The following is an 11,749-nucleotide window of genomic DNA, read 5'->3' as shown; positions in this document are numbered from 1 at the left end:
ACCGGACGACTGCCGCGGCCAGGCGCCGGAAGGTTCGCCTATGGACCGGTGGGGACCATCGAAGGGTTGGGAGGTATCGCCGCCGGGCGCAGCGCCCCCCCCTCCTGGCCCGTGTTTGGAAAACGGCAGCGTCTCTGTCAGCATGCCCCGCACATACATCCTGTGCGCGAATGACGGCGGCGCCCCGCTGGCACACCCTGCCACCTCGACGCCTTCGGCAGCGCTTCCATCCTGCTGGCATCGCGCTCAACCACAGGAGGTCGGCATTGCCATCCCGTCAATCGACACTCCCGCCCCTGGCCCCGTCACGCCTGGCCACCATCGAAGCCTTCGGCGGCACCATCACCCCGCTGGACCCACTGGGCGCGCAGGTGCAGGGCATCGACCTGTCCTCCGGGGAGACGCCGCCGCCCGAGGTCCTCGACGCCCTGGAACGCGAGATGGCGAACTGCGGGTTCCTGGTCTTCAAGAACGACACCCCGCTGGCGCCCGAGGACTTTCTCCGGGCCAGCTGCTGGTGGGGCGGCAAGGAATTGCACAGCACCCATGGCGTGCACACGGCCACGCCTGGCGGCAACCCGCATATCTTCCGCCTCTCGAACGACCGTCGTCACGGCATCCCCGGGGTGGGACCGCAATGGCACAATGACGGCAGCTTCAACACGGCCCCTTTCTCGCACTCGGGCTACCACATCATCCGGCCGGCCGAGAAAGGCGGCGGCACCTACTTCGCCCATCAGGGTGCCGCCTACGACGCCCTCCCGGAGGATCGCAAGGCATACTGGAGTCGCCTTTCCTCGGTGAACTCCAGTTCAGGCGCCGTTCACCCCCTGGTGCACGAGCACCCCACCTCTCGGCGCAAGTGCATCTGGATGCACCTGGGCATGACGGGGGCGGTGATCGAGAAGCTGCCCGACGAGGAGGCCTTTCGCCTGTTGAATGCCGATGAACTGACGCAGCTCTGTCATGAGTACAACGACATCCTGAATGCCGGGCTGGAGAACGGCTACGCCACCGCCTACGAGTACCAGGAAAACGACTGCGTGTTCATCGACAACCTCGCCGTGGCGCATCGTGCCGCCCCCGAGGCCCATCTGCCGGTCGAGCAGCAGGGCCTGCGGATCATGCACCGAAGCACCGTGCGCGGCGTTCATGACCTGGCGCCAGGCTTCGGGCTGCCGCTTCAGGTCGATATCTATGGCCCCAATCCCCAGGGCAAGGGAGTCTGGCAGGGCGGCGGCATCGGCTTTCGGTGGGATGACCGCGTTCCCATGCAGAACTGATGAAAGCTCGCGTGGCCCGAGATCAGCTGACAGCAGGGGCCGATCATGGCAGGTCCTGACGCGGGAAGCGGTCTACACCGCCATCAACCGGCCGCGGCCAGTTGATGGACGCGGCGCAGAGACGGTGATGCGAGTGAGTGGATTGGGGAGATCAGCTTCAGCTACTATCCTCAACCTGCACTGGTGGTCCGCTTTCGGTGAATAGCAGACATTAAGAATATACTGATATGAAAGGGGAAGCTAAGCGGCGGCTGCAAAGCCGACGTCCGCTTGAGCGACGTGCTATGCGAAGCAATCTCTGAATGGGCGTCCTGGATTTAAAGAACTCTTCAGTGTCCATGAGAAGATCGCTCAGTAATTCAAGCTGATCGTCAGATCTAGGTTTCGCCCACCGTATGGAAAACTAGCGGCATCGAATGAAGGTGCACTCATCCTGGCTGTTGCGTCGTTTGAAAAACCGTAGCCTTCCGTGGGGACCCCCAGCCAGTTTGCGTCAAGCTTTCCGTTCATATTTTCATCATGAATGACAGCCAACGCATACGTCCCCGGCGGTATGCTTAAAAAGTCACAACGCGCCTGTGTATCCCGAATTTTTATTACCATGATATTGGTTGCGGAGTGAAGAAATTCAGTAGGAAACCCCACTGGCGATGCGAAAAGCGCGCACGCTACGGCTCCAGTGCTGTTGTTTATGTCCAGAATCTTTACATGAATTCCCGAGCATGGTGATTGGGCTAGGACACTGGCGGGAAGATTCGCAAATACCAGCACTGCGCACAATGCTACACAGCGAACGCTCATGGGAACCCGCGTCACCAGACGCTTGACAGAGGAGGCCAACGCGGACTTTCGAGGAGTTGACTCACTCATGATCTCCCTCATGGCTCCGCTCTGCGGAGCCTAGTTGAATCCCCCACTGACGCCGGGCGCCGTGTGAGGATAGATAGGGGCCTCCCCGAGATGGCATCCGGGCCTATGGTTGCCCCGGGTGACCACACCGGCAGCACCTTTTCCGGAAAGCCCGCGTTAGTCATTAACTGCCGCACCAGTTTAATCAATATAGCCTGATGCTCTGCATCCGGCCAAAAGCGGTCAATCGCAAACAGCTAGTATAACGCCAGAACAAATCGTCTCTCGGCGCGCCAAGGGAAGACGCTCTGTTAGGCAAAGCAAACACTGAACGTTCTTGCAGGCCCGACAGCATTGAGCGAACCGCACTTAAGCGCCGTCCGCTTGCCGACTACGGACGGCCAGTCGCTGATCTGATCGCGAAATGTATTGCCATCGAGGTCTGACAACATTTCTTCGGCTCGCACGCAGCCGTAGTCAGCTAGGGCGAGAGCAGGCATAAGGTTTAGACCAGCTATCAACTTAGCTTTCTTGTGACCGTGCAGTGACACACATCGCCGTCGATACTATCAATGCGAACAACAACTGGCCGATCCTCAGCCGGGTCTTCGGCAAACAAGAGCCAGCTGTTAGAATCGAACCCCCGGACATACTCCCTGCCCACCTCAGGATTCTTCACCTGATCCGTGCCGATCTTTGTGGTCATGCCAACCTCAAGCCGACTTATATCTTGCATGGCAATCCCCTGTATCAAAGAAAGCGGAATCACCCCCGCAAGGCGTCCGCTCTGCTGCATAATCTGCTTCATCCATATCATCAGGGTAGACTAACATTCCCCATTCGGCCAGAAGCGGACGCTCAGCGCGGACTGATATAACGCTAGCAGCAGGGGCGCGACGTCAGGAGCGTCCCTTGCCTGCATTTTTTAGAAATTATCGGCTATCCCGCCATGTGAGGAAGAAGCAGGTATTTGGCTCGTGCGGGCATAGCCAAGTCATATCGCATTGCTCGCATTTTTTTGGTTCTTCGCAGATCAGCGTGAAACGGGTAGAGCCCTTGAGGGCAGGCAGAATAGAGAAACGGCGGTGAATCCGGATAAGCTGATATTCGCCAAAACGACAGCCTGCGGACACCGCCGTTGCCATGGATGCTACCCCGCTCTGCCTGTTCTGGAAAGGCTTCACCCCCGTCCAGCAAACCTTTCTCGACGCCGATACCCTGCTTATCCGGCTGGCACCGGATCCTCATGTGCCCCCGGTCTGCAGCGGTTGTGACCATGCCTGTTTTCTGGTGCATGACGTGCATTACCGGCGTGTTCGGGAGGCGCCGCTGCTGATCTATCGAGTGTCGCTGGACATTCCGGTCCGGCGACTGCGCTGCCCCGTCTGCGGCCCAACGCGTGAGCGGATCGACTGGTTGCCCGGCCGGTCCTCCGTCACCGATACGCTGCGTCAGTGGGTGGAACGGCTGGTGGCACTGCTCCCTATCCAACATGTCGCCGATCTGACCGGACAGAGCTGGCATACCGTCAAGACCCTCGACAAGCAGCGCTTGCAACGCGATTTGCCGACCCCGGACCCCAAGCAGCTCCGCCGCTTGATGATGGACGAGTTCGCCCTGCATAAGGGGCAGCGCTACGCCACGGTGATCGCCTGTGCCGAGACCCAGCAAGTCGTGTGGATCGGCGAAGGCCGATCCCGTGAGGCGATCCGTCCGTTCTTCGAGTGGCTGGGTGAGGCGCGGGAGCAGATCGAGGCGGTCGCCATGGACATGAACTCGGCGTTCGATCAGGAGGTGAAAGCACAGTGCGAGAACGCTGAGGTGGTCTATGACCGTTTCCACGTGGTGGCCAAGTACGGACGAGAGGTCATGGACCGGGTGCGTGTCGACCAGGCCAACCAGCTGCGGCACGACAAGGCAGCCCGCAAGGTGATCAAGGGGAGTCGCTGGCTGTTACTACGCAATGCCAGCAACCTGAAGCCCGAGCAGACGATCAAGCTCGAGGAGCTGCTGGCCGCCAATGCTTCCCTGGCCACGACCTATGTCCTCAAAGATCAGCTCAAGACGCTCTGGTTCGCCAAGGATGAAACGACGGCTCGCCATGCCTGGAAGGAATGGTCCGAGATGGCCCTCGGCAGTGGCATCGAAGCTCTGGTCGGCTTCACCAGGAAGCTGGCGCCCTATCTGGACGGGATCGTATCCAGCGCCCGGCACCAACTGAACACCAGCGTGCTGGAGGGCATGAACAACCGGATCAAGGTCATCAAGCGGATGGCCTATGGGTACCGCGACACGGCGTACTTCTTCCTGAAGATCCGTGCCGCGTTTCCCGGCAAAGTGCGATGAACCATTTTTTTGCCATTATACAAGAGCTTATTTCCCCAAAAACCCTGAATCAATTTTCCTCATCAGCCGAATCGCCTTCGCCACAGCGACAGTTAGAGTTGCATATGTGATCCTGATATCACCTTTCTTAGGCCACTCTTCCGGCTGTTCACGATGAGCAATCTCACGATTTCTTTTTTCTTTTAGCTTGTTAGCCACCATGAGCCGTCTGAACTCCTGGACCTCGTCCTGCAGTGTTCGTGTTCCTAGCTTTTCAGACGAGAAATAGAACGTAGTTTTTTCCGATCTTCTGTTCCGAAAGCTCTGCCAACGTAAGCACCAGGTCATTGCTGATCCGATCTCTTACTGCGTAGATAAATGCGAGGCCTTCGCTCTTCATATCTGCCTGAACATCATCAGCTTGCAGATGATTCGCTGAACCGATTAGCTGCCTCAAAATTATCCAATTGGTAATAGCTTCCCCGACTTCCCCGCGAAGGTTGCCAATCAGTACCTCGGGGTTAGTCTTTATTAGACTTACGCGGGAGTCAGCCACAGCCACCTCGAACTTCTAACAGGCATTAGACTGCCAGCACATTTATTTACTTGAACGCGCCGGCACATTAATTCAGGTTATACCGCATACCATTCACGATCCGTCCTCTTGAAATTCAAAGAAACCAAGTATAACTCGGTAGCATAACATCGATCATCATGCCGGCTTCATAACACGGCTGAACGAGCATGCCGTGTTTCCAGGGAGGACCGCTTTGGGTCGATAACCGATATCACTCCACAAGCTCCGTTACCTTGCCAGCATCGAAAGCCAGCCGTATGGCAATCGCCCTCATCTCGTCGATCGGCCGTTCATAGCTCCAGGCCACCTCGTCGATATCGGGCAGCGAGTAATAGGTGGTGTCCCCCTTGAACGGTCAATGCGTCACGGCAGAAGAAACGGAGAGCTTCGACATATCCACATCCGCTCGTGGAAGCTCTTTTTGAAGGTCAGGCCTCTGCGGATAACCACGCTTGCGCAATTCGCTGGCGTTACAGGTATCAGCGATCAGGGTATCGCCATCAAGGATACGCACCCGCCGAGTGTGCGGATGCAGGGTAATGCGAGGTAGGAAGTGGTCGGCCATCGGCAGTTCCCTTGCTGGTTGGCGTCTCAACCAGCTTAGGGTACATGGGGGAGGCTGTCACTCGATCCGGGGCAAGGGCGTCTTCCCATGAGTCGTGTGATCTTACCCAACGATTCTGAACACTGACCTACGCGACTTCGGGCCTCGAAGGCCTCTGGGCCGATCATCCCAACTGCACTGTGCCGAGGGCGCCGCCTCCTGGTCCATTCGATTGACTCGTCGAGTCGCCGCTGACGCTGATCGCCGGCGTGACCGGAGAGGCGTGAGTAATGCCCGGCAACCGCGATCCGTTGCGGATCGTGCCGTGCGACTTCATCGCCCCCATCGTGGTTTCACACCTCCTTCATCCGCCAGGCTTGGCGTAATAGGTGATCACCTCGGAATGCACGCCGCTGTCGTCCACCTTGATGAGTCCGGCTCCCTGGATCGCAGTGCCCGGGATGGTCCACCAGCATGAAGCCGTAACCCCCCCATTCTCCTCATGAGTGAGCACCTCGGTGAGTTCCATCAAGGGGTCTGGCACTCGACCGTCCCCTTGCGCCGCAACGGCCTCTTTCAAGCCGGCGAGGTATTCCGTAAACGCTTCCCGGGTCACCACGCCCACATTGGGGTCATCGAATGTGTAGTCATCCGCGGCGGCCTTCAGAATCGTCTCGGCATTGCCTTTGGTCCACCCTTCCGCATAGGTATTCAAGTGTTCAACTGCGTTCATCGCTACGCCCTCCCCTCCGCAATCGGCAGGTCATCCACTTCCTCGATGAGGCCTGGTGTACTAGATTCATCAGCCCTGATTAACGCCTGGTAACGTCACCCTTCATTCGTTGCAGATCTTCATACGTCATCCTTTTCAAGCACGATAATGACGACACTCACTACAGGGGCCATGCCCACCATCATGCTCGATCCTGGCGCGACAGACGGAGAGAAATGCTCCGGGAGGAACGCCCTACAAGAAGGATAATCTAGCTGTGATCTCTCGGTAGGTTGTTCATCCGGAACCTACCCGGAAGACTGGAGATGCGAACCAACCAATCTCTCCAGGAGGCCCGGATGAACACCCACAAGCATGCCCGTCTCACTCCTCATGGTCGAGCCCTGCTGGTCCGTCGAGTCATCGACGAAGGGCTTCGGCCAGCGGAGGTCGCCCAGGCGCAAGGCATCAGTGTACGGACCGTCTACAAGTGGGTGCGCCGCTACCGGAAAGAGGGCAAGGCTGGGCTGCAGGACCGCTCGTCTCGCCCACGCCGCTGTCCTCATGCGACCTCTGACGACACCCTCGAGCAGGTCATCGAGCGGCGTCGGCAGCGTCAGACCTACCGCCAGATCGCCGAGCAGTTGGGCATCGGGCACAGCACGGTCGCTCGACTGCTCGCACGCGAGGGGCTGAACCGTCTCTCGGCCTTGGCGCCTGCCCGCCCCGAGAACCGCTACGAACATGACGCGCCGGGGGATCTCCTGCACCTGGACATCAAGAAGCTCGGTCGCTTCGAGCGCCCAGGGCACCGTGTCACCGGCGATCGCCAGCAGAACACGCCGGGCGCCGGCTGGGAGTATGTTCACATCGCCATCGACGATCACTCGCGGGTGGCCTACGGCACCCGCTACCCCGATGAAACCGGCTGGAGTGCGTGTTATGCCCTGCTGGAGGCCGTGCGGTATTACCGAGGGCTGGGCGTTCGCTTCGCGCGCGTGCTGACCGACAACGGTGCCTGCTACAAATCCAAGGCATTCCACCGCCTGTGCCGGCGGCTGGGGCTGAAACGCCAGCGCACTCGCCCCTATACGCCCCGCACCAATGGCAAGGCCGAGCGGTTCATTCAAACCGCCTTGCGCGAGTGGGCCTATGCGCGCTCCTACGAGAGCTCGGAGGAGCGAGGCAAGCATCTGCCCGCCTGGCTCCACCAGTACAACTGGCATCGGCCACATGCCAGCCTGAACTATCAGCCTCCGGTTAGCCGACTGGGGCTTTCCGTGAACAACCTGGTGGGTTTACACATCTAGCCGGAGGACTTGTCGATGAACTCGGGGAAAACAGGAGGCCGCTGAGAGGTTCTCGCGCCCGCTGTTCGTTGCGGCAACAATAGGCCTGGCTCGACTCCCCGCTCGTGCCGGCGATGAGCCCCTGATCCCGGGCTGCGCTCATTGCGGGAATCGGTCCTGCACCGATGGATGTTCAGACCCAGGTACCAGGCCAACGGAGCCCGGTAAACGATGAAGCCCTATGGCTCCGGGAAGCGAATCGCTTCCACCCTCGCGCGGAAGAAAGGAAAGTACGCTTCCGTGCCGAAGTGATTGCCACCCTCGACCTTTGTGGGCAAGCGTAATCCGCCGAAGTCGCGATGGCCGTCGAGATAGCCGCCAAAGGGTTGGTACCGCCATTGCCCTTCCGGATTCGCATTGCTCCAGCGTTGGATCTCGACCCAGAGCGGCCGCCCGTCCTCGGCCACGGCGATCTCCATCGCCTGTTCCAGCTTGCCGTGTGTGATCACCGCCCTGGCCCGGCCCGGCGCGTCAGTGTCTTCCCAGCGCACGCCCTGCTGGGGAAGCAAGGCTGCCGGCGCCCAGAATGCGGATTCCGCCACCACCCGACCGAACGATGAGCGCAGGTGGTCCTCGTCGCTCCCCGCCCTGACGACGGGAAGCGTCCAGTTCAGCCAGAAGCGGGTCCAGGAGCGACCGTCTACCATCCCGTCCGAGCCGCTCATTCGCATGGCGCCCGAACCTGCCTCGAGCCGCCAGACGAAGCCATGGGGCGGCGCCAGAATCTGATGGGCCCGCATCGGGCGATAGCCGGGCGTTTCCTTGTCGCCGAGCCCGATCTCGCCCGCCATGTGAATCTCGCTGACCCGGTGGAGCGGCGTGCCCGGTGCGATGGTGTAGAGGAAATAGCGGCGCGCCGCCTCGGGCAGGTCTTCGACCATGGCCGTTTCGAACACCTCGACGGACGCTGGCGCCTTCGCTTGCAGAGATGACCATGCCGAATCTGCCGCTCGCCGATCCGCCAGACGCCACCCCTGCATGGCTAGTATCGCTACCAGTCCCAGTGCCAGCAGCACGCCAACGCCTACTCCCGCATGCGCCATCCTTCGTCTCCTGTGTGTCACCCTGCTGCCGTCTGGCATCGCTTACGGGACCGTTGCCCGTCAGCTGTGGCCGCTTGATCAACACAGTACACTGGGACGAAGCAAACCCTGGCAAGAAAGGCAGCGTCCATGACGAACCACCATACCCACGACTCCCGGGACGAAGCCGTGAGTGAGCCTGGCGTGGCCGAGCCGACGCGTCTGGGCAACCACTCCGTGCTCTTCGTGATGGCGGCGGACGCCGAGTACGGCCCGCATCTCATGAAGAGGTTTACTCCCTTCATGACCGGCGTGGGGCCGGTCGAGGCGGCGGTGGAGCTCACCGCCGCGCTGGCCGAGCTGGAGGCCCGCGGGCGGCGGCCGGACCTGGTGGTGTCGCTGGGCTCGGCGGGCAGCCGGGCGCTGGAGCAGACCGCGGTCTATCAGGCGACGTCGGTTTCCTACCGCGACATGGACGCCTCGCCGCTGGGCTTCGAGAAGGGCGTCACGCCCTTCCTCGACCTGCCGGCCACCCTGTCCCTGCCGCTGCGCATTCCGGGGATTCGCGAGGCGACGCTCTCGACCGGCGCCGATATCGTCTCGGGCGCGGCCTACGACGCCATCGCCGCCGACATGGTGGACATGGAGAGCTATGCCTGCCTGCGCGCCTGCACGCGCTTTTCGGTGCCGCTGGTCGTGCTGCGCGGCATCTCGGACGGCAAGGCGGAGCTGCACCACGTCGACGACTGGACGGAATATCTCCACGTCATCGACGAGAAGCTGGCCGCCGCCGTGGACCGCCTGGGCGAGGCGCTCGGTGAGGGCCTGCTGAAGACCTGATGCGCCGCGCCGGATCTGAAGACCGCTTCCACAGGGCTCGAGGCCATCGCCTGTCTGGGTGCCGCCATCTTTCGCGATCTGAAGATCGCTCCCACGAAGAGCACTCTCACCGTGCCGAACCGGGCTGCGAACGTAAGGGGCAGCGCGGGCATGCTTGTCATGCCACCAACGCCGCGACGCTCTAGGCTGGGTGAGGAAGGAACGTTCCGGCACCGCTAAGGAGGCGCCATGCCCGCCACCCGCACGACCTCGCCCGCCCTGGAGCGGGCCCACCTGGTGTGGGACCTGCTGATCATCGTGCTGGTGATCGCCAACCTGGCCCTGCTGCTGTTCGACAGCCTCTTCCTGCTGCCGCCGTTGAACGCCGCCTTCGAGGCCGTGGCGCCCGGCCTGCACGGCGCCTACGACCGGCACATCCATGCCCACTTCCTCACCATCGACCTGGCCTTCGTGGCCGTCTTCCTGCTCGATGTGCTGCTGGGCTGGGCGGTGGCCATCGCCGAGCGGCACTACCACCGCTGGTTCTTCTACCCCTTCGTGCACTGGTACGACGTGCTCGGCTGCATCCCGGTGGGCGGCTTCCGGCTGCTGCGCATCCTGCGGGTCATCTCGCTGCTGCACCGCCTGCAGCGGCTGGGCCTGATCGACGTGCGCCGCTGGTACCTCTACTCCGTGGTCGCCAAGTACTACGACATCCTGCTGGAGGAGCTCACCGACCGCATCGCCATCCGCATGCTCGACAACGTCCAGCAGGAGATCCGCGCCGGCGACGGGCTCTCCGCCCCGGTGATGGAGCGGGTGGTGCGGCCCCGCAAGCAGGCGCTGATCCACGAGATCAGCCAGCGCCTGGAGGCCATGGCGGGCGAGGCCTATGAGCACAACCGCGACGACACCCTGCGCTACGTGCACGGCCTGGTCGGACGCACCCTGGCGGAGAGCCCGGAGATCCGCCGCCTCGGGCGCCTGCCGCTGGGCGGCCAGGTGGCCCGGGGGCTCGAGGCCTCGTTCTCCGACCTGGCCTGCCGGCTGGTCGACGAGGCGCTGGCGGGGCTGCAGTCGGCGGAGTTCTCGTCGCTGGTGGAGCACCTGGCCGAGAGTGGCTTCGATGCCTGGCTGCGCACCGACCCGCATACCGAGCAGATCACCGAGCAGGTGCTGGTGGACATGCTGGAACTGCTCAAGGAGCAGATCGCGGTCAAGGGCTGGCAGCACCGGTACCGGTGACGCAGAAGGCCGGGGCTCCCGCGACAGGACGAAGCGATCTCGCCGGCGCGGGGCCGAGCCGGGATGGCGTCGTCTTCCCCGCGGGGCCAGCGAGCGGGCCTGGCATGCCCCGCGGAAGGGGCGGCGAGCCGCGGCGATGGCCAGGGGCTCGGCGACACCAGGCGTCGCTCCCACGTCGCTGGCGATCGTAGCCGAAACGGGCGTATGCTGCGCGCTCACGATTCGCCCGGGGCACGGACCAGCCCCGCCGGCACGGACGGCCGGAGGCTCACAGGAGGTGACATGTCGCTCAACCCCCAGTACGCGTTACGCCAACCCTTCAACCGCGTCACGCAAGCGACCAATCGCCTGATCGGCAGGGCGATAATGGGGCTTTTCCCGGTCTGGGGGCCGCTGATCGCCGGCATCTGCCTGGGCGTCGGCATCCTGCTGATGGCCTGCGGTTTTCCCATCGCCGGTTTCCTGGTGATCGTGGCGCCCTACGGCGGGCTAATCGCCCTGCTGTTCGCCTGGCTGCTGATCGCCAACTACCTGGTCTTGCTGTTCGGGGCACACGACAGCGGGCGGCAGAGCGCGATGGTGGCGCTGACCATGTTCGTGATGCCGGTCGTGCTGGGCATGGCGTGGTACGACACCCTGCCGTTCCAGATGCTGTCCCCGTCGGCCTTCGGCTACGTGGCGGCCGGAATCACGCTCGGGATCGTCGCCTTCGGGGCATGGGGCGTTTTGCGGGTCGGCAGCCGCCGGCCGGCGCGTATCGGCCTGCTGGCCCATGCCATCAACGCGGTACTGGTGCTGTCACTGTTGGAGGCGACGCTTCCCTATCCCGAGACCACGATCCCCGATGCACGCACCATGAACTGTCAGCGCGTCGAGGCCACCTCGAAGACGGGCGTCACGACCCGCTTCCCTGTCTGCCGGGTGCGCTTCACCCAGGACGACAAGACGCACGAGCTCTGGCTCACCCCGGACGGCGACGCCGGCGTCCGGGTGCGGCATGGCCTGTTCGACCATTACCGCTGAT

At 62.2% G+C, this 11,749-nt stretch carries 11 protein-coding genes and 1 pseudogene; 6 read left to right on the top strand and 6 right to left on the bottom strand.

Annotation, left to right across the window (positions count from 1 at the left end; all coding sequences use genetic code 11):
- Positions 1-170: 170 nt before the first annotated feature.
- Positions 171-1,283, top strand: coding sequence for a TauD/TfdA dioxygenase family protein (locus QC818_RS01025; RefSeq protein ID WP_309650966.1), 1,113 nt, complete (start codon positions 171-173; stop codon positions 1,281-1,283).
- 351 nt (positions 1,284-1,634) lie between these two features.
- On the opposite strand, the gene QC818_RS18355 is transcribed toward QC818_RS01025, so the two are convergent.
- Together QC818_RS18355 and QC818_RS01020 are read right to left on the bottom strand one after the other, a co-directional pair.
- A complete protein-coding gene (locus tag QC818_RS18355; protein WP_374710043.1) occupies positions 1,635-2,084 on the bottom strand; it encodes a DUF2141 domain-containing protein in 450 nt (149 codons plus the stop codon).
- 565 nt (positions 2,085-2,649) lie between these two features.
- Positions 2,650-2,940: a hypothetical protein gene (locus tag QC818_RS01020; RefSeq protein WP_309650965.1), complete on the bottom strand. Its 291-nt coding sequence runs from the start codon at positions 2,938-2,940 to the stop codon at positions 2,650-2,652.
- A gap of 335 nt (positions 2,941-3,275) precedes the next feature.
- On the opposite strand from QC818_RS01020, the gene QC818_RS01015 reads away from it, so the two are divergent.
- Positions 3,276-4,478: an ISL3 family transposase gene (locus QC818_RS01015; RefSeq protein WP_309650964.1), complete on the top strand. Its 1,203-nt coding sequence runs from the start codon at positions 3,276-3,278 to the stop codon at positions 4,476-4,478.
- Positions 4,479-5,245: 767 nt separating this feature from the next.
- Here QC818_RS01015 and QC818_RS01010 read toward each other — a convergent pair.
- From QC818_RS01010 to QC818_RS01000, 3 genes and pseudogenes are all read right to left on the bottom strand, one after another.
- Positions 5,246-5,377, bottom strand: a pseudogene (locus QC818_RS01010) (DUF427 domain-containing protein); the annotation flags it as partial.
- Between the two features lie 12 nt (positions 5,378-5,389).
- Complete coding sequence (locus QC818_RS01005; protein WP_309650963.1) at positions 5,390-5,599, bottom strand: DUF427 domain-containing protein; 210 nt, start codon at positions 5,597-5,599, stop codon at positions 5,390-5,392.
- Positions 5,600-5,942: 343 nt separating this feature from the next.
- Positions 5,943-6,311 (bottom strand): nuclear transport factor 2 family protein, encoded by a 369-nt coding sequence (locus QC818_RS01000; RefSeq protein ID WP_309650962.1) that lies wholly within the window; start codon positions 6,309-6,311, stop codon positions 5,943-5,945.
- A 338-nt stretch (positions 6,312-6,649) separates the two neighbouring features.
- On the opposite strand from QC818_RS01000, the gene QC818_RS00995 reads away from it, so the two are divergent.
- Positions 6,650-7,600, top strand: coding sequence for an IS481 family transposase (locus QC818_RS00995; protein ID WP_309650961.1), 951 nt, complete (start codon positions 6,650-6,652; stop codon positions 7,598-7,600).
- Between the two features lie 218 nt (positions 7,601-7,818).
- On the opposite strand, the gene QC818_RS00990 is transcribed toward QC818_RS00995, so the two are convergent.
- Entirely contained in the window at positions 7,819-8,655 is an 837-nt protein-coding gene (locus tag QC818_RS00990; protein WP_309650960.1) for a DUF6544 family protein, read from the bottom strand.
- Positions 8,656-8,811: 156 nt separating this feature from the next.
- Here QC818_RS00990 and QC818_RS00985 point away from each other — a divergent pair, with 156 nt between their 5' ends.
- The 3 genes from QC818_RS00985 (at position 8,812) to QC818_RS00975 (ending at position 11,748) form a co-directional block, all read left to right on the top strand.
- Positions 8,812-9,501: a 5'-methylthioadenosine/S-adenosylhomocysteine nucleosidase gene (locus QC818_RS00985; RefSeq protein ID WP_309650959.1), complete on the top strand. Its 690-nt coding sequence runs from the start codon at positions 8,812-8,814 to the stop codon at positions 9,499-9,501.
- Positions 9,502-9,729: 228 nt separating this feature from the next.
- Entirely contained in the window at positions 9,730-10,725 is a 996-nt protein-coding gene (locus tag QC818_RS00980) for an ion transporter (RefSeq protein WP_309650958.1), read from the top strand.
- Positions 10,726-11,007: 282 nt separating this feature from the next.
- Positions 11,008-11,748 carry a hypothetical protein gene (locus tag QC818_RS00975; protein ID WP_309650957.1) on the top strand — a complete coding sequence of 247 codons (741 nt, stop codon included), beginning with the start codon at positions 11,008-11,010 and terminating at the stop codon, positions 11,746-11,748.
- Position 11,749: the final 1 nt, after the last annotated feature.

Origin of the sequence: Halomonas koreensis, assembly GCF_031451675.1 — a bacterium.
Classification (GTDB): domain Bacteria; phylum Pseudomonadota; class Gammaproteobacteria; order Pseudomonadales; family Halomonadaceae; genus Halomonas; species Halomonas koreensis.
The sequence above is the reverse complement of the archived record's forward strand: the minus strand, read 5'-3'. Positions and strand labels throughout refer to the sequence as shown.